This window comes from Bradyrhizobium sp. JHI2711, assembly GCF_056156565.1.
Genome location: NZ_JBPZPT010000001.1, coordinates 976,062 through 999,580, shown reverse-complemented (window position 1 = coordinate 999,580; position 23,519 = coordinate 976,062). Strand labels below are relative to the sequence as shown.

The window sequence follows — 23,519 nt, the reverse complement described above, 5'->3', positions numbered from 1 at the left end:
GACGACAACCGCTGCTCAGACAAGCCGCTTCTGATGAAGCTTTGATCTCCCGGAAGGATCAAACTTGCTGGCGGCTCGATAGTTGTTTGTCCCTCCCCAGTTCACTGACCACACCCCACCCATGTGTCGCAATCGGGCGCGAGCTTCTGCTCACTGGTCAGACGCTCGGGTTTCGGGAGATCGAGAGATCGGCCGATAGTGTGACGGCCCGCCAGGCTTTATGTTTGAGCCTCATCGTTCAGCGACGCCAATGAGTGCGGTCGAGCTTATCGGCAGCACCGGACGACCATCGGCTCTGGCCCGCACCTCGGCAATCACCGCAGCCTTTTCGATGTCGTCCAGGCTGGTCCAGTCGGGCGACATGCCAAAGAGCGTGTCAGGCGCGTCGAGCGCCGCCACGTCGAGCAGATAATCATGAGTCACCGTGTCGATCCGGGGATTGCGATAGCCGGCAGCGACGAGGGCGCGGGCGAAATCGTCCGGATCGCTCAGGGCCTGAACGGCTTCAGGCATTGCCATGCCCGGCCGATCAGGGAACAGCTTTTGCCGCACTTCGCCCAACAGGAGGAAGGTCGCCGCGCCGCGATCCTGCCAGGTCGCAACCACGCCATGCCCCCCGGGTCGCGTCACCCGTCGCATCTCGGCCAAACCCTTGCGCCAATCGGGGAACATGATGACACCGAAGATCGAAAAGACGGCATCGAAATGCGCGTCAGGCAGGTCCAGCGCCTGTCCGTCCATGACCCGCGCCTCCACATTGGGCAGACCAGCAGCTGCGATGCATCCCACCATGCCGGGCGAGAAGTCGGTCGCCAGGACTCGTGCGCCGGTGCGCGCGGCTGCGAGGGCGAGCGCGCCGGTGCCGGCTGCCACATCGAGAACATGACTCTGAGGCGTCAGGGTTACGCGCGCCAGCGCCGCCTCCGCAAACAGGGCGGTGAAGGGGTGCGCGGTCTCTCGATAATGCCTGGCTGCGCTGTCCCAGTGGTCTGGATCCTCAAACTGTTGCACGTCGGATACCTCACGAGTCATGTAACTTTATATGTATCATGACTGCGTGCCCTTGCCAATGATGGGGTGCATGCGAAAGATCAGCCGATGCGAAACGACAGCCGCCTTTCCCGAATGCTGCATGTGCTGCTCCACATGGCGCGACATGACGGCCCCATGACCTCGGAGGCGATCGGCACGATGCTGGGGACCAATCCGGTCGTCGTTCGCCGCACATTGGCGGGGCTGCGCGATGCGGGCTATGTCCGGTCGGACAAAGGGCATGGCGGCGGCTGGGTCATCGCGTGCGACCTCGAGCGCGTGTCACTTCTCGATGTCTATCGTGCGGTGGGTGGTCCCCGGCTATTTGCAATCGGGAACGAGCATTCCAATCCAGACTGTGCGATCGAGCAACTCGTCAACGCAGCGGTGGACGATGTCCTTCGCGATGCCGAAGCATTGCTGGTCGAACGGTTGGGCGCGGTGAGCCTCGCAGACTTGAGCAAAGGTCTCGACGCGCGCTGCGCAGGCGATCCCAGGTGGCAGCTCGAACGGGTTGGCCGCTAAAGCTCTCTTCTTGTCGTAATTCCGGCTGCTCCGGCCAATGCCGAGAAGTGAAGCGTCTTCTTGCCATGGGGCATTCAGCGAGGCGCGCCGTTCGTCCGCAGGGATCGCACGAAATCGATCACGGCCAGCACCACGACGCAGACAACGATGATGATGAGCGGAATGGCCTTGATCCAGACCAGCAGGATTCCAAGAAATGCGATCATGAGCGCGAGGCCGATGAGTCCGGTGATCAGATTGGTCATCGCACTTTCCTTTTCTCCGCGCCCGGAGCCGAGTTCGATCCGGCGCTCGGGGCGTTGCGCCGACCGCTACCACGCATGCGCCCGATGCTCTTGATCAGCCAGTGCGCCGTGCGCAAGAGGCGGGCGTCGTTGCCGCGGCGGCCGACGAGCTGGACGCCCAGCGGGAGGCCCGTTTCCGCGCGCATCAAGGGCAGGCTGATGGCGGGGACGCCGAGATAGGTCCAGAGCGAGCAGAAGACCGGGTTGCCCGTCGTTTCGATTCCGGGCGCCGCGCCCGGTGCCGCGGGCGTCAGGATGGCGTCGTATTCATCGAAAACGTGGTCCAGGGCCTGGTTGAGCGGCGCAATCCCGGCCAGAGCGTTGCAATAATCCGCCGCAAGATGCGCGCGGCCGCGCGCGATCGCCTCACGCAGGCGCGTGCTCAGCCTGTCGCCGCCGCGCTGGTCATCGCGCCGCAGATTGTGCGCCATATCAACTTCCATGATGATGCGGTGCATATCGACGGCCCCGTCGAAGCTCGGCCCAAGCTCGACTTCGCTGCACGCTTCGCCCAAAGCGTCGACGAGCTCGGCAAAGGCTTCACGCATCTCCGGCTCGGCCTGATCCCAGACCGGAGAGCGCACGAAGGCAAATCGCGGCGGCAACGGCGGCTCGCTCGCCGCGACCGCAGAGAATGGCGGGCGCGCAACAGGCCGGGTGTCCGGATCCTCCGGGTCGAAGTCGACCATGACCTCCGCCAGCAGGGCCGCGTCCTCGACGCTGCGCCCGAACACGCCGACATGATCGAGCGTGCGCGACAATTGGAGCGCGCCGCTGCGTGGAATGAGGCCGTGCGTGGGCTTGAAGCCGACCACGCCGCAGAAGGCGGCAGGGCGGATCACCGAACCGTTGGTCTGCGAGCCGATGGCTCCCGGCACCATCAGCGCCGCGACGGCCGCGGCGGAGCCCGAGGACGATCCGCCGGGGGTGTGATTTGGGTTGTGCGGATTTCGGGTCTTGCCCGGATTGTAGTACGCGTACTCCGTGGTCACCGTCTTGCCGAGGATCACCGCTCCAGCCGCCCGCAGACGCGCCACGGCCGTCGCATCGCGCCGCGGCGTGCGTCCGGCCCACAGCTCTGATCCGAATTCCGTCGGCATGTCGCCGGTGTCGAAGATATCCTTGATGCCCACGGGCACGCCATGCAGCGGGCCTGTGGCCTTGCCGTGCTTGCGATGATCGTCGGCCGCCTCGGCCTGCCGCATCGCGTGGTCGCGATCGAGAAACGCCCACGCCTGGATATCGCGGTCGACCTCATCGATGCGCCTGAGGCAGTCGCCGACGAGCTCCACCGAGCTGAGCCGGCCGTCGCGGATGCCGGCCGCGGCGTCCGCGAGGCCGAGCGCGTTGAGACTCATGCGCAGCCTCTCGTCGGTTTGCCGGGTCCGCTCATCGCGCCCCATAGAGATAGCTCGGCAGCCACAATGCGATCCCCGGGAAGATGTAGACCAGTGCCATGGTGAGGAAGACCAGGCCGACGAACGGAAGCGCGCCGGAGAAGATGTCGGTCAGCTTCACCTCAGGCGGCGCCACGCCCTTCAGATAGAAGGCGGCCATCGCGACCGGCGGCGTGTTGAAGGCCGTCTGCGTGTTCAGTGCGACCAGGATGCCGAAGAAGATCGGATCGATGCCGTATTGCGGAAGCAGCGGCAGGAAGATCGGCACAAAGATGATGATGATCTCGGTCCATTCCAGCGGCCAGCCGAGCAGAAAGATGATGATCTGGGTCAGCAGCAGGAACTGGATCGGCGAAAGGTTCATCGAAGTGAAGAACTGCTCGACCACCGATTGTCCGCCAAGGACGGCAAACACCGCCGAAAACGTCCAGGATCCAATGAAGAGGTAGCAGACCATCGCCGTGGCGCGCACGGTCAGGTACACGGATTCGCGTATCATCTCGTAGTTGAGCGAACGATAGGCAGCCGCCAGCACGATGCTCATGAGGGCTCCCACCGCGGCCGCTTCCGAGGGCGTCGCCAGCCCAAACAGGATCGCGCCGAGCACCGAAACGATCAGCAACGCGAGCGGCAGGAACGACGTGGCAAGCGCCCAGATGACCTTCGAGGTCGGCACGTCGGTCTGCTCGCGCGGCAGCTTCGGCGCGAGCGCGGGATTGATGATCGCGCGCGTCATCGCATAGAGGACATACAAGCCGGCCAGCATGAACCCCGGAAAGAACGCCGCCGCGTAAAGCTTGACCGCCGAGACGCCGGCAGTCGCCGCATAGACGATCAGGAGAATGCTCGGCGGAATCAGGATGCCGAGGCAGCCACCGGCGCAGACGACGCCCGCCGACAGCTTGGCGTCATAGCCGGCTCGCAGCATCGCCGGCAATGCCAGCAGCCCCATCAGCGTGACGACGGCACCGACGATGCCGGTGGCGGTCGCGAACATGGCGCAGGTGATCAGCGTGGCCACGGCAAGTGCGCCCGGCACGTTCTTCATCGACAGCTGCAGCGAGTAGAACAGGCGATCGAGGATGTTCGCGCGCTCGATCAAATAACCCATGAACAGGAATAGCGGAACTGCCACCAGCACGTCGCTGGATGTGACCTCGAACGTCTTCTGCACCAGAAGCGTGAAGATGCGGTTCTGGAAGAAGTCCTGACCGGGGGTGTAGTAGGCATAGTAGCCGAACGAGACGCCCATCGCCATCAGCGTGAAGGCGATCGGGAAGCCGAGCATGATGATGAAGATGAAGAGGCCCAGCATCAGCATGCCGAGTTGAGGATCGGTCATGCGCCTGGTCCCTTCTCGCTCTGCGGCTCAGCCGCGTGCTGCTGATGTTCGCGGATGACGAGGCTCTCGGTCTCCTCCACGTCGTGCAGACGTTGCGGCCATCGGCCGGTGCGGATGCACAGCACACAGCGGATGATCTCGGCGACCCCTTGCAGGAACAGAAGGAAGCCGGTGAGCGGGATCAGCGCCTTCAGCGGAAACACCGGAACGCCGGCCGGACTGAAGATGCTGACTTCGCGGAAGCGCACCGACATCTGGGCGTAGTTCCAGCCCGAATACATCAGCGCCGCGATCGCCGGCAGAAAGAAGAGGATATACAGGACGAGGTCCATCGTCGCCTGGGTGCGCGGCGACCAGAGGCGGTAGACCACGTCGGCGCGGACATGGCCGTTTCGCGAGAGCGTGTACGCGCCGGCCATCAGGAACATCGCGCCATAGGTGATGTAGCTGATGTCGAAAGCCCAGGTGGTCGGCGCACGCAGCACGTAGCGCACGAACACCTCGTAGCTGACTCCCAGGGTGAGGACGAGGATCAGCCAGGCGAACGCCTTGCCCACCCACGTGCTGAGCTCATCGATGAAGAACAGGAATTTCGTCATGCGAGCTGAACTCGCTGCGAGCAGTCCATCCGGATGTCCCCCTCCAACTCGTGGGCGGCGCTTCAATTGCGCCGCCCTCGCGATAAGACCTGACGCGATCCCCCGCGACAGCCGTCAGACCTTGAGCACGCCCGGGAAGTGATGCTCGAAGGCGCCGCGGTAGTCCGTCGCGTTGTTCATGTTGTAGTAAACCACGCGGCGCACCCATTCCTTCTGCGAATCCATCACCTTCTTCATGAACGGATCCGAGCCGAGCTGGGCGATCAGACCGTCCCACGCCTTGATCTGCGCGTCGAACACCGACTTCGGCGTCCGCTGGACGTTGACCTTGTCCTTGTTGATCAGCTCCTGCAGGTCCTTCGAATAATAATCCATGGCCTTCCATTCGTTGGCGGAGGACACGGCTTCGGCGGCGTATTGCAGGATCGCCTGCTGTTCCTTCGGCAGCGCGTTGAATTTCGTCCGGTTGAACATGATCTCGAAATATTCCGTCGCCTGATGATGGCTGCCCATCATGTAGTTCTTGGCGACATCCTGCGCGCCGAAGCGCCGGTCCGAGGTCGGATTGTTGAACTCGAACCCGTCGATCACGCCGCGCTCCATCGCGGGTACGATCTCGCCGCCGGGCAGCTGCGCGACCGATGCGCCCATCGCCTGGAAGAGATCGGCGGCCAGACCCACCGTGCGATATTTCAAGCCCTTGAGATCGGCGTCGCTGGTGATCGGCTTCTTGAACCAGCCGAGCGGCTGGGTCGGCATCGGCATGGCGAAGAAGCTCTTGATGTTGACGTTCATGATCTTGGTCTGGAGCTCCTCGAACAGCTCCTTGCCGCCGCCGTTGTGGATCCAGCCAAGGCCTTCGTTGGCGTTGAAGCCGAACACCGGGCCGGTGCCGAACAGCGAGGCGGCCTTGTGCTTGCCGTACCAGTACACCGTCACCGTGTGTGCCGCGTCGATCTGGCCGCCATGAACGCCGTCGAAGACCTGGAACGGATGCACGACCGAGCCGCCGACCAGATAGTCAATGCGCAGCCGGCCTCCGGCCATATCGTTGACGCGCTTCACATAATCTTCGGCCATCTCGTTGAAGACATCGGCCTTGCCCCACGAGCCCTGCATCTTCAGGGTCGCTGTCTGCGCCCGGCTGACTTGCGGCATGGCGATGGTGGCAGCGCCGGCCGCGCCGGCGGTCAGCAGGAATTTGCGACGAGTTGTTCTGGTCTTCTCGGACTTTGCAGTCATGGACGTCCTCCCTGGCGGCCTGATTGTTCGAACGCGTTTCGACGCGCTTGTCGTTGTGAACCGCTGGAGGTATGCCGCATTCCAGCGACTTTGATCACACTTTGGACGCATTGCCGGCATCCGACAAGCCCCGGTGTCGCATTATTGGTCTTAGACGTTCGACTCCAAGCAGCCGGATATTCACGCGCATGTCGCGGCGCAGCAAAGATGCAGCCGGACTTCTGCCAGTGGTGCCCGCCCGATGCGATTCTGGAAAATTTCGCGGCTCCTCAGGGCTCGCGTGCCGTCATAGGATCGGATCATCCGGGCTTCATTTCCAAGCCCGTTCGTTGTGAACTCGACCTTGGCGGCGGAAGCAGATCTGGACATCCAGCCCGGCCGTTGCCGCGAACAAAAGCACAGAGGGGCGATCATCATGCCTGCGTTGTCACGCCGCGATTTCCTGGCACTCTCGACGGCGGCCGCCGCCGTCGGCCTCGCCGCGCCCGCGCGCGGGGCGATGGGGCCGAACGACAAGTACGATCTGGTGATCCGCGGCGGCGAGGTGCTCGACCCCAGCCAGTCGCTGCGCGCCAGGCGCGATGTCGGCATCCGCTGGGGCACGATCGAGGCGGTCCAGGAGGCGATCCCGGCGGAGCGCGCGCTGAAGAGCATCGACGCCTCGGGCAAGCTGGTGATGCCCGGCCTGATCGATCTGCATTGTCACGTCTATCCCTACGGCTCGGCCATCGGCATTCCCGCCGACGAGCTGGTCCAGTTCCAGGGCACGACGACCGTCGTCTCGGCGGGCGATGCCGGCGTCAACAATCTGGCGGCGTTGCGCCGCTTCATCGTGGCCCAGACGCGAACGCGGATGTACGCCTTCGTCCACATCGCCAATAACGGCCTGTCGGCGTTCCCGGTCGCCGAGCTCCACAACATCGATACAGCGCAGACCGAAGCCTGCGCCATGGCACTGGCCGAGAATTCGGACTTCCTGCTCGGGGTCAAGGTGCGCATGTCGGAAAACGTCATCTTCAAGCATGGGCTCGAGCCGCTCAAGCGCGGCATCCAGGCGTGCGAGATGTGCGGCTGGCCGGCGAAGATGATGGTACATATCGGCGGCGTCGAATCCAAGGAGCTGATGTCGCAAATCCTCGACCTGATGCGCCCGGGCGACGTGCTGACGCATGCCTATTCGGGCGCCCCGAACATGTCGAGCGTGTTCACGAATATCGTTCAGGACGGCAAGCTGCTGCCTGCGGCTCTCGCGGCCAAGCAGCGCGGCGTCATGTTCGACGTCGGGCATGGCGGCGGCAGCTTCGATTTCACCGTGGCGGAAGTGGCGATCCCCGGCGGATGCGCTCCTGATACCATCTCTTCGGATATCCACGTCTTCTCCGGCAATTCGCCGGGGATTCCCTTCCTGCCCAACGTCATGAGCAAGTTCATGACGCTCGGTTTCACGCTGGAGCAGGTGGTCGCAATGGCAACGACCGCGCCGGCGAAGATCATCAGCCGCGCGCCGAAGATCGGCACGCTGCAGGTAGGTGCGCCCGCCGACGTCGCGATCATGGAGCTGGTGGAGGGACCGGTCAGCTTCGTCGACACGCGCAACAACAGGAGGGAAGGGAAAGCGCACCTCAAGCCGATCCAGACCGTCATCAACGGCGTGCCGTTCGGGCGGCCGTATCAGGCGCCGTTCTCAGTAAGATAGAGAGGCGGCGCCGGTCTCAGGTCTCTTCGAGATTCGGCGAAAAGTTCTTACAGGCCGAGCGTTGATCTCCGGGCCTTCGACCCAGCCGATGGAAAAGCCGACATATCCGGCAAGCGAAGCATAGATGCCCGTGCCGGACGCAGTTAGCCCGACCCATTTGCCCGTAGGCCCCGCACCGAGCGGTCACGAGCGAATGGGCTGAATCCCGGCCTGTCCCGGGCTTCCCCTCACGCCCCGCATGGCCTATGACGCTGCAACGCAAAAATCCCCCAAAAGACACGCATGATCCGCCTCGACAACGTCAGCAAGCAAGCCGGCCACCAGATCCTGTTCATCGAAGCCTCCGCGGCCCTCAACAAGGGGGAGAAGATCGGCCTTGTCGGGCCGAACGGCGCCGGCAAGAGCACGCTGTTCCGGATGATCGCCGGCGAGGAACTGCCCGACGAGGGCCAGGTCTCGACCGATCGCGGCATCACCATCGGCTATTTCAACCAGGACGTCGGCGAGATGTCTGGCCGCAGCGCGGTGGCCGAGGTGATGAACGGCGCGGGGCCCGTCAGCGAGGTCGCGGCCGAATTGCGCGAGCTCGAGGCCGCCATGGCCGACCCCGACAAGGCCGACCAGATGGACGAGATCATCGCCCGCTATGGCGAGGTGCAGCACCGGTTCGAGGAGCTCGACGGCTATGCGCTCGACGGCCGCGCGCGCGAGGCGCTCTCCGGCCTCGGCTTCAGCCAGGAGATGATGGACGGGGATGTCGGCAAGCTGTCCGGCGGCTGGAAGATGCGTGTGGCGCTGGCGCGCATTCTCCTGATGCGCCCCGACGTCATGCTGCTCGACGAGCCGAGCAACCATCTCGATTTGGAAAGCCTGATCTGGCTGGAAAAATTCCTGCACGATTACGAAGGCACGCTTCTGATGACCTCGCACGACCGCGAGTTCATCAACCGCGTGATCTCCAAGGTGATCGAGATCGATTCCGGCTCGCTCACCACCTACACCGGCGATTACGAATTCTACGAGCAGCAGCGGGCGCAGAACGAGAAGCAGCAGCAGGCGCAGTTCGAGCGCCAGCAGGCCATGCTCGCCAAGGAGATCAAGTTCATCGAGCGCTTCAAGGCGCGCGCCTCGCATGCGGCCCAGGTGCAGAGCCGAGTCAAGAAGCTCGACAAGATCGAGCGAGTCGAGCCGCCGCGGCGCCGCCAGAGCGTGGCGTTCGACTTCCTGCCGGCGCCGCGCTCGGGCGAGGACGTCGTCGCACTCAAGAACGTGCACAAGGGCTATGGCTCAAAGCGCATCTATGACGGGCTGGACTTCATGATCCGCCGTAAGGAGCGCTGGTGCGTGATGGGCGTCAACGGCGCCGGCAAGTCGACGCTGCTCAAGCTGGTTGCCGGTGCGAGCGAGCCGGACGAGGGCACCGTGGCGCTCGGAGGCAGCGTCAAGATGGGCTATTTCGCCCAGCATGCGATGGATCTGCTCGACGGCGAGCGCACCGTGTTCCAGTCGCTGGAGGACGCGTTTCCGACGGCGGGGCAGGGCTCCTTGCGCGCGCTCGCCGGCTGCTTCGGCTTCTCCGGCGACGACGTCGAGAAGCGCTGCCGCGTGCTCTCGGGCGGCGAGAAGGCGCGCCTCGTCATGGCCAAGATGCTGTTCGACCCGCCGAACTTCCTGGTGCTGGACGAGCCCACCAACCATCTCGACCTCGCCACCAAGGAAATGCTGATCAATGCGCTGTCGGATTTCGAGGGCACCATGCTGTTTGTCTCGCACGACCGGCATTTCTTGGCGACGCTGTCGAACCGCGTGCTGGAGCTGACGCCTGATGGCATCCACCAATATGGCGGCGGCTACACCGAATATGTCGCGCGCACCGGCCAGGAGGCGCCGGGGTTGCGGAGCTAGTGGTGGGCGGTAGCCCGGATGGAGCGAAGCGCAATCCGGGATCAGTGTGCGACGTCGGCGCTCGTGTCGTGCCGCGGGACCATCCCTGGATTGCGCTGCGCTCCATCCAGGCTACGGGCGGCCGTGATGGACCGGTAGCCCGGATGGAGCGTAAGCGTAATCCGGGATCAGTCTCCGCGTTCACCAAAGCTGCCGCTTATCTCGCCGGCGCCTCCCCAATCGGGAGGTAGAATACCAGCGCGAACGTAGTGATGGAGCGAGCTGTAGGGCCACTCAATCGCCGCTGCAACGAGCCCGTGCTTGACCGGATTGTAGTGAATGTAATCGGCGCAGCGCTCGAAATCCGCATCGTTACGAATTGTGTGTTCCCAAAATCGCCGCTGCCAGAGCGCGTACTCGCCGCGATGATTGCGGCAGATCGGTGCGCCGGAAGCTGCCAGCCGGTGTGTGAAGGCACTCTTGATGCGCTTCCAACGACCCGAGAAGTCCGAGTCACTATCGGGGAGCCTCATAATGACATGCAGGTGATCAGGTAGGATCACGATCGCATCGATCTCGAATGGTCGTTCGGCACGCGTTACGCGAAATGCGCTGCGGAGCTCGTCGACATCATCAACCAGCACGGATGACATTCGATCGTCCAGCGTGACGGTGAAGAAGAACATCCCGCCGGGTACGAAATTTCGCCGATAGCGAACCATGCGAGGGACTTTCCCGGATTGCGCTTCAGTCGGGCGAAGGATGGGCCGAAGCCCGGATGCCGCGCAGGGCAATCCGGGGAGTGCTACAGGGACAGTCGTGCCGGTGCTTGGTCTGCCCCGGATTACGCTGCGCTTCATCCGGGCTACAACTAGGGCGGCCCTCCGGGTCCGGATCATGCTCTAATAGGCGTAGAACATCCGCTGAATGTCCTTGGTGTCGGTCGTCTTGGTCAACGCCAGCATCAGCAAGATGCGCGCCTTCTGGGGATTGAGCGTATCCGAGACGACGAAGTCGTGCTCATCGTCCTTGGCCTCGCCATTGCGCGCGACGATGCCGTTGCCGACACGGCTGCTGCGAAGGATCACCACGCCCTTCTTGCGGGCATCGTCGAGCGCCGGCTCGACCGCCGGGCGGGCGAGGCTGCCGTCGCCTACGCCGGCATGCACGATCCCCTTGGCGCCGGCGGCGACAAAGGCGTCGATCGCGACCCGGTTCATGTTGGCGTAGCCGTAGACGATGTCGACCTGCGGCAGGACATCGAGCTTGGATACGTCGAATTCGGAATCCGCCGTGTGCCGGCGGGTCGTTTGGCGATAGAAATACGGCTTGTTGCCCTGCATGTAGCCGAGAAAGCCGAGTTCAGGCGTGCGAAAGGTGTCTGCCGTGGACGTGTTGTTCTTGGTGACGTCGCGTGCCGCGTTGATCTGATCGTTGAGGGCGACGAGCACGCCCTTGCCGACGGCCTCTTCACTGCCTGCGAGGATCACCGCATTGAAGAGGTTGATCGGGCCGTCCGCGCTGATCGCGGTCGACGGCCGCATCGCACCGACGACGACCACGGGCTTCTTGCTCTTGACGACCAGATTGAGGAAATAGCTGGTTTCCTCGATCGTGTCGGTCCCGTGCGTGATCACGATCCCGTCGACGTCGTCCTGCGCTAGGAGCGTATTGACGCGCTTGGCGAGCTTCAGCCAATAGTCATTGTTCATATTCTCGCTGGCGATCTGGAAGACCTGCTCGCCCTTGACGTTGGCCACCGTCTTCAACTCGGGGACGGCGTTCAAGAGGGTCTCGATGCCCACCGTGGCTGCGGTATACCCGATGACGGTGGTGCTGCTCGCCCCGCTGCCGGCGATCGTGCCGCCGGTTGCGAGAACCATGACGTTGGGCAGGCCGGGGCCTCTTGCGTTGGCAACGTCAACAATCATGAGCAGCGTAAAGAGCACGCCCATTATCGCCATCATGTGATCACGCACGCGGAACTGCAACATCTCGTCCATCCTTTGCTGGAAGCCTCGTTGATGCGCCCCGGTTCGCTCAGCGTCGCATCATCTGTCAGCCGCTGCGTTCTGTCTAGGGTCGCGGCGCGTTTGCTTTACGCGCTCGGCGCGTGTCGGAAACTGGCGGCGGGGAGGCACAAAAAGCAAATGGCCGGGACATTCTCGCGCGAAGACGCGCTTCTGCCCGGCCATGACGGCATTTCGCTTGTGGCTTCGCTGAAAAAGCCGGGAACGGACTGCGCGTTTACGCGCTGGTCTCGCACTTCTTCATGAAGCTGTTCTTGGCGGCGCCGGCGAGCGGCTTGCCGTCGGCGCTGACGGCCTTGGGCGCGCAGGCGTCTTCCTTGCACTTCTTCAGAAACGAGGTCTTGGCGGCGCCGGCCAGCGGCTTGCCGTCCTTGCCGACGGCCTTGCTCTCGCAGGTTTCTTGCGCAAGGGCCGAGCCCGCTGCGAAGGTGGCAACGATCGCAGCGAGGAAAATCCGTTTCATCATGGGGGTCTCCTGAACCAGAAATGGCCGGGAGAGTGGAGCCGGGAATCGTGGCGCAATCAAGCAGGATGAGCACTGGGCCGCCCGGTCGCCCGTTGATTTTTGCGCGCCAGCTCGGAACATGTCGCCTCTCTTGCAGTGCTCGCTGACCGCATCGGGCGATCCTGCTAGCGTCGGTCCCTTGAGATGGAGAGGAAGCATCGTGATGGACGCCGCGATCCCGCACGACCAGGCAGCCGATCGGCATTCCCACCTGGTTCGACCCCAAGACATGGATTGGCAGAAGACGCGCTTTCCGGGCTGCGAGGCCAAGACGCTACTGTTCGATCGCCGTACGGGGCTGATGACCGCCTTGATGCGTTTTGCGCCAGGATCGGTGCTGCCCGATCACGAACATGTCGGCATCGAGCAGAGCTGGGTGATCGAAGGCGCGCTCGTCGACAAGGAGGGTCCGGCCAAGGGCATTGCCTGCAAGGCCGGCGAATTCATCTGGCGCGAGGCGGGGAGCCGGCATGCCGCCTGGTGCCCCGACGGCGCGTTGATCCTGGCGATCTTCCAGGTGCCGAACAAGTTTTTCGAGGCCGACGGCCGCGTGGTCGATGCCGCTGGCCAGGACTGGGATGAGACCTGGGGGCACACCGCGGCGCAGCGGGCGCAGAGCGCCTGATCGCCTTCACGCGCCGCGCATCAGCAGCGCCTTGAAGTCGGCCCGCGCGCGCTGCGCCTCAGTGCGCGCGACGTCGGAGGCGTCGCCCATGCCGAAATAGCCATGGATCAGGCCGGGACCCTCATGATGCTTGACGCGGACGCCGGCGGCCTCCAGCGCGCGCACATAGGCGGCGCCTTCGTCGCGTAGGGGATCGAACCAGGCGGTGGTCACGACCGCGGGCGCGAGGCCGGCCAAGGAGGCAGCCCGCAGCGGCGAGACGCGCCAGTCGCCGGCGTGTGCGGGATCGGCGAGATAATGGCCGCAAAACCATTCCATCGTCGCCCGCGTGAGGAAGTAGCCCTCGGCGTTCTCGCTGCGCGAGGGATAGCGCGCGTTCTCGCGCGCATCGGCATAAGCGCCGACGACGTCGGTGACCGGATAGACCAGCAGTTGCGCGGCGAGCTTGATGCCGGCCTCCCGGCAGGCGATCGCGCTCGTCGCTGCGAGATTGCCGCCGGCGCTGTCGCCGGCAACGCCGAAGCGCGTTGCGTCACCGCCAAATTCCGCGACGCGGCCAAACACGTCGCTGACCGCGGCGAAAGCATCCTCGAAGGCGCCGGGAAAGCGCGTCTCGGGCGGGCGGCGATAGTCGACGGAGACGACGACCGCGCCGGTCTCGATCGCAAGGTTGCGCGCCTGCCGGTCGTGGGTTTCGAGATCGCCCGCAACCCAGCCGCCGCCATGGAAGAACACCACCGTCGGTGCCGGCGCGGCGCCGACCCGATAGACCCGTGCGGGAAGCAGACCGGCGCCGCCTTTCACCCTGATATCCTCGACGCTATCGACCGGCGGCGGCGGAATGGCGGCACGCGAGGCAGCGAGTGCGCGCAAGGAATCGCGGGCGCTCTGTGGCGTCATGACCGTGGGATCGCGCATCGGCATGAGCGGAATGATCTGGGCGATGACGGGATCGAGCGGTGCGGCCATGGGCTTTCCTCACAGGGTTCTTGGTCTTGCTTGGTCATTAGCATAGGTTTTGCGGGCCGCATCGGCAACCGGCGTGCGTCGCAAGGCCGGACGAACGGGCAGGGAGGTTCACGAGGTGGAATTCGAGACGCTGGTCCAGTCGCGCCGCAGCGTGCGTGGCTTCAAGAACGAGCCGGTGCCGCGCGCGGTGATCGAGGCGATCATCGAGAGCGCCAAGCGCGCGCCCTCGTCGATGAACACCCAGCCCTGGCATGTCCATGTGCTCACGGGTCATCCGCTGGAGGAGGTGCGTCGCCGCAACATGGCGGAGATGGCCGGCGGCGCCAAGGTCAAGCGCGACATCATCAGCCATGGCGAATACCAGGGCGTGCATCGTACCCGGCAGGTCGACATCGCCAAGAAGCTGTTCGGCGCGATGGGAATCGCGCGCGACGACAAGCCGATGCGGCAGGACTGGGTGCTGCGCGGCTTCCGCCAGTTCGACGCGCCGGTCTCGCTGGTGCTGACCTATGACCGCGTGCTCGATCCCGGCGCGGTCTGCCACTTCGATCTCGGCGCGCTCTGCTACGGCATCGTGCTCGCGGCGTGGGACCGCGGGCTCGGCTCGGTCATCAACGGGCAGGGCATCATGCGCTCCGACATCGTGCGCGAGGTCGCCGAGATTCCGGAAGACGAGGTCATCATGACCTGTGTCGCGATGGGCTATCCCGATGACGGCTTTGCCGCGAACGCCGTGCGCTCGGACCGCGAGCACAACCACCAGTTCGTGCGTTACGTGGGTTTTGCCGATTAGCACGAGCAAGAGGAGATTATTCTCTGGCGGAAAATTTTTGGTGCGGTGTCGCGAGTGGCCTCTTGCAATCTCGAAGTCGCGGGAGGAACAATATGCGGACTGAGAGGTTTGTTGCTGGCGCGAGGGAATTGATATGCGGCGGCTGGCTAGCCTGGTTCGGCGGTTCTTCGGTCCGCGACTGCGGCCCAAGATCGATGATGATCCAAGTCTTCCTTTCACACCCGAAGAGTTCGGCCGGCTGATTCGCAGCGGCCGGCACGAGGACATGAAGCTGCTGGCCGACGGGCTGGCCTGCCGCTCCATCCCGCGCCGCGCCAGCCATCGTGCGACGCATTAGGCTGCGCTCGAGACGGGTCACAGCGCTCACCGCGTGAGCGCGACCTGCTTGAACGCGCGGACTAGCGCCTTCTCCAGCTTGCCTGTCATCTCGCACAGAACGTCGTAGGCCTCCGCGCGCGGCATGGTCGGCTTGTAGTGCCGGTGCTCGATCAGGGCTGCGAAGATGTCCGAGATCGTTAGAATCCTGACGATATCGCCAATGTTCTCGGCGCAGAGCGCATCGGGATAGCCGCTCCCGTCGAGGTACTCGTGATGATGGCGGACGGCATCGAGAATCTCCGGCGAGATCCCGTCATGGTCCTTGAGAAACGTATGGCCGGCGGCGGGATGCGTTTCGATCAGCGTGCGCTCGGCGGCATCGAGGCGGCCCGGCTTGTCGAGGATGGCGAGCGGAATCTGCGCCTTGCCGATGTCATGGAACATGGCCGCCGAGTAGAGACGTTCCAGGTCGGCCCTGCCGACGCCGAGGCTCAGTCCGAAGTCGATGGCGACACCGGTGACAAGCAGGCAATGCTGATAGGTTCCTTCGTGGTGCCGCCGCACCGTCATGAGCCACTCCGTCAGGCCATGCCGGGTGATGCGATCGGCGATCTGGCGCCCCGCTTCCTTGGTGGCGTTGACGTCAAGCGGCTGGCCCAGGGTGACGGAGGTAAACATGGATGCGATCGCGGTCGCGGCGGTCTCGACGGCAGTGTCGGCCTGCGCGCTCTCGCGCGACGCGGCCGAGAGCGGATCAGGCGGATCGGACAGCGCCGCCAGCAGCCTCGCCCGGTTGATGGTGCCCGGAAGGACCAGTGTCGCTCCAAGCGCATAGGCCTGCGAAACGGCGACATGCGAGGTGTGCTCCAGCAGGAAAATCCGCTTCTTCGCCTTTGCGAGCTTGCCCGCCCGTTTCTTGATCGCCGCGATATTGTCGACATCGCGAAGCTCGGCGCGAATGACGATGGCGGACGGCACCTCTGACAGCTTGGCCTCGGCGTCCAGCCGCTCGCCCGCGACGGCGAAGCGTTGCTCGAGGAGCGAGCACACACCGGCCAGCTTGTCGGACGTGTCGGCCAGCACATGAACGAATGGGCGCGGCGCTGCAGCGACCGCGACGCCGCCAAGGCTGGTGGGTTTGAGTGTGGTTTGCGCGTTCTGCACGGATATGCCCCGGAATAGCGCGGGCTCCAATCGATGGGTCGAATTCTCGGTCTATTTGGCCTGATCGGAGCTCTGCGCTGCGGCAGCCGGCGCAATCGCCTGCTTCTTCTTGCTTTGTGCGGTGACGAAGTGGATGCCAGCGGTGGTGCCGTCGATCCAGACCAGCTCGCAGCGCCGGTAGGCCAGGCCCGTCGACGACAGCAGCATGAAGAATTCCTTGGCCTGGAGCACGTCCAGCGTGCCCTCGACCTCGACCTTCGCGCCCGTCTGCGAGACGTCGAGCAGGACGCAGCTGCGCCGCCAGGTGCCGTCGGATCCCATGAGATTGACCGGCTGCCTGTGGTCCATTTTCACGCGAAAGGCTTTGCGACCGTCGAACTTCATCGGCTAACCCCCATCTTTTTTGCGTCGCGATGTCCCCGACCGCACTCCTTGGCGTTTGCGGCAATTTCGCCCCACCGCACCGTCCACTGGCTGGTCGACAGCAGCAGCGTCTCGAAAATGTGCTGCGCGCGTTCGCGCTCGGCGAAAGAAAGCCGTGTGCCGCAGCGGTTGCTCAGGATGGCGAGCGTGGTCTGCCAGTTCAGCCGCGAGGCGCGGCAGGCCATGACGAGACCCTCGCAATCCTCGTCGGTCATGACATGTTCGACGATCTCGATGGGAGCGCCTGAAAGCACCGACAGCGCGGTGATGAGATTGGCGCTCTCGCCGCGGATGGCGAAACGGTTCACCGTGGAATCGTTCAGCTTGCCGATGCGGCTGAGTGCAACGATCTCCGGTCGCGCGATCGCATAGGCCGCCGCGGAGGGTAGCTTGGTGACGATGGGTGCGGCCGTTGCGGCTTGAAGCGAGACGGTGGCGTTCGGGCCGATGCCGGATTTCGGCGCCGGTGAGGCCGACAGCAACTTCCGCATGACTGCGTCGGGCGTGTCGGGCCTGAGCGCCAGTGGCTTGGTGAGTTCGTCATCCACCAGGCACCTCTCAACCAGCGCAACGTAAGCGGCTTCGGAGAACCTTGCCTCGCTGTTGCGGATCAGCGCAAGACAAACGCTGGAAGTGCCACCCTTGATCAGCGTCTCCATCACCCGTGGATCGATCGGCGCGCGGCCGGCGATGGCACATTGCTGCCTTACGCCCCTCGCGGATGCGATCAATGTGAGATCGGCCGTGGACAGTGACTGCGAGCGGAGCAAGACAGGGCAGGCGACTTCCGGATCGTGGTGCGAAGCGAGACGTCGGACGGTGTTCCGCGGAGCCACTTTGAGCTCTGCGAGCGCCGCGCTGACATCGATCAGCGTGCTGGCCTCGACCCGCTCGATCAGTCGCAGCAGGACGCCGTCGACCACACCGGCGAGCAATTCCTGGGACCGACCGCGGCTGCTTGTGAGCAGTTGCAAAAGGCCGAAGAGAATGCGGGCGCACCGGTCCAGCGGACACGTTGCGACCGCGTTCTCCAATTCGGCCAGATTGTCGGCAGGCGAATTTGCCGTCATGGCAGGAGCCTGAAATGAAATAAATTGCACAATCAAACGACGGTTATTCCGCCGCAAAGGCGTTAATTTGAATCTTAAATGGCAACGGCTTCGGTATTGGCGCACCGCCTCAATCGCAGGAAACGCTATCGAAATTCGGCGAGACAGGGTTGTCCCGGATTGTTCTTTCAACCGGCCCGTCTCCAATTGATCAGGGCACGTTAGGATCGATTCTAACGAAATAACCGAAGGAGGCAGCGAACGGCACCCCGCGGCCGGACGCACATTCAGAGCGGCGCGGCATTTTTCGTATTTCCATGAACAGCATTGACGATGTGCCGAGGTCGGCACTCAAAACATTTCGTTTTTCAGACGTCGACGAATTTCGAAGCGCTATACGCGGGCTGAATTTCGAATTCACCCCTTTTGTGCGGAAGATTTCGGCTGAGCAGACGATCTTGGCCTTACCGGGCTGCGACGTGAATTTGACGCGCGCGTTTCCGCGGGTGGTTGACGCACAACTCGTGGAGAATTGCACGGCGATCGGCTTCACGATGGATGATCTCAACGTGCCAATTCGCTTTAACGGCTCGCAACGGGCGCGACCCGCCGTGGTCATTGGCAGCGGCGGGGCGGCCTACACCACCATCGAGGAGGTGCAGCGGCAAATCGCCTCGGTGGTTTTCCGGCCCGAGGTGAGGGATCGTGGCTGGCCGCCCACGCTCTCGAGCTTCAAGATTTTTGAAATCTCCACGGCCGGCTTGCAGCGGTTGCGCGGCGTGGTTAGGGAGGTGCTGGCCGAGGCGGCCGGGCCGATTTCGGCACCGGAGCTCTTGTTGAAGGGCGCGGCGATGAAGGAGTCCCTGCTCGGAGCCGTTGACGAGGCCTTTGCGACGATCGTTCCGGCCCGCTGGACCTTTGCACCCAACGACGGACGGAATTTCAGGCTATTCCAGGACATCCGCGCGCTGCTGTCTGACGACCTGTCGGAGCCGATTTATAGCGACGAGATCGCGCGCAGGCTCGGACTGTCCGTTCGCACCATGCACGACGTCGTGCGCCGCTATCGCGGCATGAGCCTGCACCGCTATTTGCGTCTGCATCGGCTGTGGCTGGTGCGTCGGCGCCTTCTCGCCGGGGCCGATAGCGTCAAGGCGGTCGCGCTGGCGTATGGCTTCTGGCACCTCAGCGATTTCTCCAGAAGCTACCGCGACCAGTTCGGCGAGACGCCGTCGCAAACACTGGACCGCGGTCGCGGAAGGTAGAACGATAAATCGGGTAGGGCTGGGCGCCGGTTTCGTGCTACCGTTCGGCCATGAGCAATCGCATTCTCGTTCTCTACGGTTCTTACCGTTCCGACCGCATGGGCATCCGCCTTGCGAATTTCGTCATCAACCGGCTGCGCGGCCGCGGCGAGGACGTCGAATTGATCGACGCCAAGGCGATCGGGCTGCCGATGCTGGACCGGATGTACAAGGAACATCCCAAGGGCTCGGCGCCGGAGGCGCTGGAGAAGCTGGCCGGGCAGATCCGCGGCGCCGACGGATTCGTCTTCGTCACCGGCGAGTACAATTGGGGCATGCAGCCCGGGCTGAAGAACCTCACCGACCATTTCCTGGAGGAATGGTTCTGGCGCCCGGCCGCGATCGTGAGCTATTCGGCCGGCCGGCTGTCCGGCGCGCGCGCAGCGACCGCCTGGCACGGCACGCTCTCGGAGATGGGCATGGTGGTGATATCGAGCACCATCGGTGTCGGCCCGATCGCGCAGACGCTGTCGGACGCCGGCGAGCCGATCGGCGACGGCGGCAAGGCTCTGGAGCGCTCGTTTCCGCGCTTCGCCGACGATCTGACCTGGTGGATCGAGGCGGCGAAAGCACAGCGCGCGCGCAAGGCGCCGCCGTATTGAGGTCGCGTAGCCTGGATGGAGCGACAGCGTAATCCAGGGTCTCGCGCGTCAACGGCACTGTCCCGGATTGCGCTGCGCTCCATCCGGGCTACGACTTCGCGTGCTACGCCGCCCGGACCTCACCGAGGAAGCGCTCGAACTGGCCGGCGAGATCGCGCGACTGGGTCGAGAGCTGCTCGGCCGCGCCCAGCACCTCTCTTGCCGCGGCGCCGGTGTCGTCGGCGGCGCGCTGCACGCCGGAGATGTTGCTGTTGACCTCCTGGGTGCCGCGGGCAGCCTCCTGAACGCTGCGGGCGATCTCCTTGGTCGCCGAGCCCTGTTCCTCGATCGCCGCGGCGATGGCGGTGCCGATCTGGTCGATCTCGGCGATGACGTCGGCGACGTTGCGGATTGCCGCCACCGTCTCGTCGCTCGCGGTCTGGATCGCGGTGATCTGCTCGGAGATCTCGGTCGTGGCCTTGGCGGTCTGCCCGGCCAGCGACTTCACTTCGGAGGCGACCACGGCAAAGCCGCGGCCGGCCTCGCCGGCGCGGGCGGCTTCGATGGTCGCATTTAGCGCAAGCAGGTTGGTCTGTTCGGCGATGCTCTGGATCAGCGTCACGACGTCGCCGATCTTCTGGGCGCCCTCGGCGAGCGTCCGCGCGGTGTCGCCGGTGCGGCGGGCATTGTCGACGGCACGGGCCGCGATCTCGGTGCTTTGGGCGACCTGACGCCCGATCTCCGCGATCGAGGAGGTCAGCTCTTCGGTGGCGCTCGCGACCGTCTGCACGTTGGTTGAGGTCTGTTCGGAGGCGGCGGCGACCACGGCGGCCTGGCTGTTGGTCTGCGCCGCCGTCGAGGTCATCGACTGTGCGGTGCTTTCCATTGCAGCAGAGGCCCGCGACAGGCCGCCGACCAGCTCGGTCACCTTGGCCTCGAAGGCGCGGGTGAGATCGTCGAGCGCCTGGGCGCGGCGCATCTTGCCGTCGTTCTCGGCCTGCTTCTCGGCCGCGAGCCGATCGGCGCGGATCATGTTGTCCTTGAACACCTGAACGGCCGCGGCCATCGCGCCGATCTCGTCGGAGCGCTCGGCGCCCGGAATGCTCTCCGCAACCTCGCCGTCGGCGAGCCGCGACATGCGCGTCGTCAGGCCGACGATCGGCGCGCAGACGCGGCGGCGAACCGTCACGATGAGGCCGGCGCTGGCGATCAGCACGGCGACAAGGCCGACGAGCGCGATCGTGAAGCTGGTGTGCGCGGCCGACGAAGCGCCGGCGAGAATCTGCTCGGCGTTGTCGTAGAAGGCGTCGCGGACGCCGATGATGGTGCCGAGGCCGCGCTGCGTGGCGGCGTAATAGGTGTCCATGTCGTGTTCGTACTTGCCGGTGATCGCGCCGTCCTTCACCAGCTTGAGCTCGCGGCCGAACTCCTCGACATAGATCGCGTTGAACTTCTCCAGGGCCTCCGCGACGTTCGCCGGCGTTGTTGGATTGCCGCGCAATTCCTGCAGCGACATCACGATCTGATCGTTGCGGCCCTGCGAGCGGGCAATGTCGGCCTTCTCGGCGTCGGTCGCCGGCTTCTTTCCGCCGAGGAGGTTCTTGTGCAGGCTGGAATTGAAGCCGCCGACGTCGCGCAGCGTCATCGCGACATTGGCGTAGCTGGCCTGCCGGTAGGCGTCACCGTTCAGGATCGCCATGCGGCGGACCTGCTCGTTGAGCAGCGCAGTCACGCCGCCGTTGAGCACGGCATTGTCGGCGACGATCTTCTTGGCCGCGTCTTTGCGCGCCTCGGCGGGACCCGCCAGCGCCTTGTCGATGGCCTCGCGCAACGCGGTGAACTTCGCGTTGATGCCGTCGATGTTGCTGCCGATCGTGGTGCCGTCGTCGAACGGGCCGGGCAGCTCCTTGCGCAGTGCATTCATCTTGTCGCGGGCGCGGTCGGTCTGCTTGCGCAGCTTGTCCTGCTCGGCCAGCAGCGCAGGGTCGATGGCCGCGGGTCCGTAAAGGATGTTGGTGGAAAAGCCGCGCTCCGGATTGAGATAGCGCGGGATGTCGCTGACCGCACGGACGATTGCGAGCCGCCCCTGCGCTTCAGTGATCCGTTCCATGGTCTGGTACTTCGTCGCGGCGACGTAGACGGCGAGACCGCCGCCGACGGTCGAGAGCGAGACGATGGCGCTGGTCAGGAGCGTACCGATTTTCATGATCTGTCCGGCAAATAACGGAGAAGTATTTTGCCCGGACGATAGGGCGGCCATGTTAATCTGCGGTTTACGCTCCCTGGCTGGCTCAGCTGTAGGTCGCGCTGACCGATCCCAGCGGACCAACGTAGGTCTCGCCAGCCTTGGGCCGGAGCATACCGGTAAGCGTACCCGTGCTGATCGTCTGGCCGGCCTTGAGACCGATGCCGGTCCGCGACAGCTCGTTGGCAAGCCAGGCCAGCGGCACCAGCGGATGGTCAATCGCCTCTGCAGCGGAGCCGCGGCGTCTCTCGATGCCGTTGCAATTCAGGACGACATCTTGAGTGGCGACGTCGCGGCTACGCCAGTCGGCGATGGGCTCTCCGAGCACGATCGTTCCTGATCCGGAGCCGTCGGCCATGATCGCCGGGATCGGCGGAAACGCCGCATCGTGAATGAAGCGGCACTCGGCGAGCTCGATGCCGGGATGCAACGAGACCACGGCGTCGCCGACCTCGTCCACCGTATAGGGCTTCGCGCGCGGCGGCAGATCGGCGCCGAGACGCGCCTGGAACTCGACTTCAGGGATCGGGCTGCATTGTCTGGCATGCTCGACGCTGGCGGGCGAACTCTTGATCAGGGGCGCGAACACCCGCCCATAGATCGGCGCGGAGATGCGAAGCTGACGCTGAAGCCCGGACTTCATGCCCGCGATCTTCCAGCCGACAACATCCCAGCCGAGTTCTTCTTCCACCATCTGCGCGACTTGGTACGCCGTGTCCGCATCCGGTGGGACCAGCCGTTCGTCGAGGCCGCTCTGTTGCCGGCCCTCGCGACGCAAATCGGCGAGCTGACGGGCGAGTTCGCGTTGCCGGGATAAGTCCATTGCGCGTCTCCAATCTATTTTTTTGTGCAGGCGAGGGCGGTTGCGAGGACGATCTCCAGTTCCTCCTGAACCTGATCGAGCGCGTCGGCGCTGCGGCTGGCGCGACACATCGCGACCGTGCCTTCGATCGAGGCGACGACGAGCGTTGCAAGCCGCTCGGCGCGCTCGGCAGCCAGTCCTTCGCGCAACAAGGCTGCCAGCATGATCCGCCGCCAATCGGCGAACACGCCTTCGGCGAGATCGAGCAGGTGCTGCTGCGCGGCCGCGTCGTCCTTGTCACTGGGCTCACCGACATAGCGATCGACCGCCACGGCGAGCACAGGGCAGCCGGCCTCGAAGCCGGTTGCCTCCAACTGGCGGCGCCATGATGCGACAAAAGCCTTGAGGCCGCCGATCACGCCGCGTTCGTTCATGGCTTTCTCCAGAGGAATGGATACCTGCCGGCCGGCGAAGGTCACGGCTTCGGCGATCAATTGCGGCTTGCCGTCGGGGAAGTGGTGGCTGATCGAGCCGCGCGGCGTCGCTGTGTGGCGGACCACGTCGCGCATGCTGGTGGCGTTGACGCCGCGGCGGCTCATCAGGTCGGCGGCGCCGGCGATCATCCTGTCGCGTGTGGTGGCAGTCATCGGGAATCCTGCAATTGGCCATCTCCATCTAGACTATGACACTTGACATAGGCAAGCCGTGCT

At 64.4% G+C, this 23,519-nt stretch carries 24 protein-coding genes; 8 read left to right on the top strand and 16 right to left on the bottom strand.

Features of this window, described 5'->3' with window-relative positions; genetic code table 11:
- Positions 1-231 precede the first annotated feature (231 nt).
- Complete coding sequence (locus ACTEK7_RS04810) at positions 232-1,011, bottom strand: class I SAM-dependent methyltransferase (protein ID WP_463671654.1); 780 nt, start codon at positions 1,009-1,011, stop codon at positions 232-234.
- Positions 1,012-1,098: 87 nt separating this feature from the next.
- Here ACTEK7_RS04810 and ACTEK7_RS04805 point away from each other — a divergent pair, with 87 nt between their 5' ends.
- Positions 1,099-1,557, top strand: a complete 459-nt coding sequence (locus tag ACTEK7_RS04805) for an Rrf2 family transcriptional regulator (RefSeq protein ID WP_036000430.1) — start codon at positions 1,099-1,101, stop codon at positions 1,555-1,557.
- 74 nt (positions 1,558-1,631) lie between these two features.
- Here the strand turns inward: ACTEK7_RS04805 and ACTEK7_RS04800 are convergent, their stop codons facing one another.
- The 5 genes from ACTEK7_RS04800 to ACTEK7_RS04780 form a co-directional block, all read right to left on the bottom strand.
- Positions 1,632-1,802, bottom strand: a complete 171-nt coding sequence (locus ACTEK7_RS04800) for a hypothetical protein (protein ID WP_157284651.1) — start codon at positions 1,800-1,802, stop codon at positions 1,632-1,634.
- Positions 1,799-3,244: an amidase gene (locus tag ACTEK7_RS04795; RefSeq protein ID WP_225146696.1), complete on the bottom strand. Its 1,446-nt coding sequence runs from the start codon at positions 3,242-3,244 to the stop codon at positions 1,799-1,801. The genes ACTEK7_RS04800 and ACTEK7_RS04795 overlap by 4 nt, the downstream gene beginning before the upstream one ends.
- The gene (locus tag ACTEK7_RS04790) at positions 3,231-4,580 is read right to left on the bottom strand and encodes a TRAP transporter large permease (RefSeq protein ID WP_036000352.1); all 1,350 of its coding nucleotides are present in this window, start codon (positions 4,578-4,580) and stop codon (positions 3,231-3,233) included. The genes ACTEK7_RS04795 and ACTEK7_RS04790 overlap by 14 nt, the downstream gene beginning before the upstream one ends.
- Positions 4,577-5,179, bottom strand: a complete 603-nt coding sequence (locus ACTEK7_RS04785) for a TRAP transporter small permease subunit (protein ID WP_025035930.1) — start codon at positions 5,177-5,179, stop codon at positions 4,577-4,579. Before ACTEK7_RS04785 ends, ACTEK7_RS04790 begins: the two co-directional genes overlap by 4 nt.
- 114 nt (positions 5,180-5,293) lie before the next feature.
- On the bottom strand, positions 5,294-6,421 hold the full coding sequence (locus tag ACTEK7_RS04780) for a TRAP transporter substrate-binding protein (protein WP_036000349.1): 1,128 nt from the start codon (positions 6,419-6,421) through the stop codon (positions 5,294-5,296).
- Positions 6,422-6,836: 415 nt separating this feature from the next.
- Here ACTEK7_RS04780 and ACTEK7_RS04775 point away from each other — a divergent pair, with 415 nt between their 5' ends.
- Together ACTEK7_RS04775 and ACTEK7_RS04770 are read left to right on the top strand one after the other, a co-directional pair.
- Positions 6,837-8,117: an amidohydrolase family protein gene (locus tag ACTEK7_RS04775; RefSeq protein WP_225146697.1), complete on the top strand. Its 1,281-nt coding sequence runs from the start codon at positions 6,837-6,839 to the stop codon at positions 8,115-8,117.
- 282 nt (positions 8,118-8,399) lie between these two features.
- The gene (locus ACTEK7_RS04770; protein WP_225146698.1) at positions 8,400-10,022 is read left to right on the top strand and encodes an ABC-F family ATP-binding cassette domain-containing protein; all 1,623 of its coding nucleotides are present in this window, start codon (positions 8,400-8,402) and stop codon (positions 10,020-10,022) included.
- A 167-nt stretch (positions 10,023-10,189) separates the two neighbouring features.
- Here the strand turns inward: ACTEK7_RS04770 and ACTEK7_RS04765 are convergent, their stop codons facing one another.
- The 3 genes from ACTEK7_RS04765 to ACTEK7_RS04755 form a co-directional block, all read right to left on the bottom strand.
- Positions 10,190-10,723, bottom strand: coding sequence for an REP-associated tyrosine transposase (locus ACTEK7_RS04765; RefSeq protein WP_225146699.1), 534 nt, complete (start codon positions 10,721-10,723; stop codon positions 10,190-10,192).
- Positions 10,724-10,903: 180 nt separating this feature from the next.
- A complete protein-coding gene (locus ACTEK7_RS04760; protein WP_275945306.1) occupies positions 10,904-11,995 on the bottom strand; it encodes a type II asparaginase in 1,092 nt (363 codons plus the stop codon).
- Positions 11,996-12,248: 253 nt separating this feature from the next.
- The gene (locus ACTEK7_RS04755) at positions 12,249-12,497 is read right to left on the bottom strand and encodes a hypothetical protein (protein ID WP_036000331.1); all 249 of its coding nucleotides are present in this window, start codon (positions 12,495-12,497) and stop codon (positions 12,249-12,251) included.
- Between the two features lie 202 nt (positions 12,498-12,699).
- On the opposite strand from ACTEK7_RS04755, the gene ACTEK7_RS04750 reads away from it, so the two are divergent.
- Positions 12,700-13,161: a cupin domain-containing protein gene (locus tag ACTEK7_RS04750; RefSeq protein ID WP_036000328.1), complete on the top strand. Its 462-nt coding sequence runs from the start codon at positions 12,700-12,702 to the stop codon at positions 13,159-13,161.
- Positions 13,162-13,167: 6 nt separating this feature from the next.
- Here the strand turns inward: ACTEK7_RS04750 and ACTEK7_RS04745 are convergent, their stop codons facing one another.
- Positions 13,168-14,130: an alpha/beta hydrolase gene (locus ACTEK7_RS04745; protein ID WP_225146700.1), complete on the bottom strand. Its 963-nt coding sequence runs from the start codon at positions 14,128-14,130 to the stop codon at positions 13,168-13,170.
- A 115-nt stretch (positions 14,131-14,245) separates the two neighbouring features.
- Here ACTEK7_RS04745 and ACTEK7_RS04740 point away from each other — a divergent pair, with 115 nt between their 5' ends.
- Entirely contained in the window at positions 14,246-14,923 is a 678-nt protein-coding gene (locus tag ACTEK7_RS04740) for a nitroreductase (RefSeq protein ID WP_074447943.1), read from the top strand.
- Between the two features lie 133 nt (positions 14,924-15,056).
- Positions 15,057-15,260, top strand: a complete 204-nt coding sequence (locus ACTEK7_RS04735; RefSeq protein ID WP_036000317.1) for a hypothetical protein — start codon at positions 15,057-15,059, stop codon at positions 15,258-15,260.
- A gap of 26 nt (positions 15,261-15,286) precedes the next feature.
- Here the strand turns inward: ACTEK7_RS04735 and ACTEK7_RS04730 are convergent, their stop codons facing one another.
- Genes ACTEK7_RS04730 through ACTEK7_RS04720 form a run of 3 tightly spaced genes read right to left on the bottom strand, consistent with a single transcriptional unit; the run spans position 15,287 to position 17,898 of the window.
- Positions 15,287-16,405 carry an HD-GYP domain-containing protein gene (locus ACTEK7_RS04730; protein ID WP_036022820.1) on the bottom strand — a complete coding sequence of 373 codons (1,119 nt, stop codon included), beginning with the start codon at positions 16,403-16,405 and terminating at the stop codon, positions 15,287-15,289.
- A gap of 51 nt (positions 16,406-16,456) precedes the next feature.
- On the bottom strand, positions 16,457-16,789 hold the full coding sequence (locus tag ACTEK7_RS04725) for a PilZ domain-containing protein (protein WP_036000311.1): 333 nt from the start codon (positions 16,787-16,789) through the stop codon (positions 16,457-16,459).
- Positions 16,786-17,898 (bottom strand): DUF2336 domain-containing protein, encoded by a 1,113-nt coding sequence (locus tag ACTEK7_RS04720; RefSeq protein ID WP_225146789.1) that lies wholly within the window; start codon positions 17,896-17,898, stop codon positions 16,786-16,788. Before ACTEK7_RS04720 ends, ACTEK7_RS04725 begins: the two co-directional genes overlap by 4 nt.
- A gap of 296 nt (positions 17,899-18,194) precedes the next feature.
- Between ACTEK7_RS04720 and ACTEK7_RS04715 the strand changes: the two genes are divergently transcribed.
- Together ACTEK7_RS04715 and ACTEK7_RS04710 are read left to right on the top strand one after the other, a co-directional pair.
- Positions 18,195-19,142, top strand: a complete 948-nt coding sequence (locus ACTEK7_RS04715) for an AraC family transcriptional regulator (protein WP_225114110.1) — start codon at positions 18,195-18,197, stop codon at positions 19,140-19,142.
- Positions 19,143-19,192: 50 nt separating this feature from the next.
- Entirely contained in the window at positions 19,193-19,783 is a 591-nt protein-coding gene (locus tag ACTEK7_RS04710) for an NADPH-dependent FMN reductase (RefSeq protein WP_225146701.1), read from the top strand.
- Positions 19,784-19,886: 103 nt separating this feature from the next.
- Here the strand turns inward: ACTEK7_RS04710 and ACTEK7_RS04705 are convergent, their stop codons facing one another.
- The 3 genes from ACTEK7_RS04705 to ACTEK7_RS04695 form a co-directional block, all read right to left on the bottom strand.
- Entirely contained in the window at positions 19,887-21,968 is a 2,082-nt protein-coding gene (locus ACTEK7_RS04705) for a methyl-accepting chemotaxis protein (protein WP_036022825.1), read from the bottom strand.
- A gap of 85 nt (positions 21,969-22,053) precedes the next feature.
- Positions 22,054-22,830, bottom strand: a complete 777-nt coding sequence (locus ACTEK7_RS04700) for a 2-keto-4-pentenoate hydratase (protein ID WP_225146702.1) — start codon at positions 22,828-22,830, stop codon at positions 22,054-22,056.
- A gap of 14 nt (positions 22,831-22,844) precedes the next feature.
- The gene (locus ACTEK7_RS04695) at positions 22,845-23,432 is read right to left on the bottom strand and encodes a TetR/AcrR family transcriptional regulator (RefSeq protein WP_225140308.1); all 588 of its coding nucleotides are present in this window, start codon (positions 23,430-23,432) and stop codon (positions 22,845-22,847) included.
- Positions 23,433-23,519 lie beyond the last annotated feature (87 nt).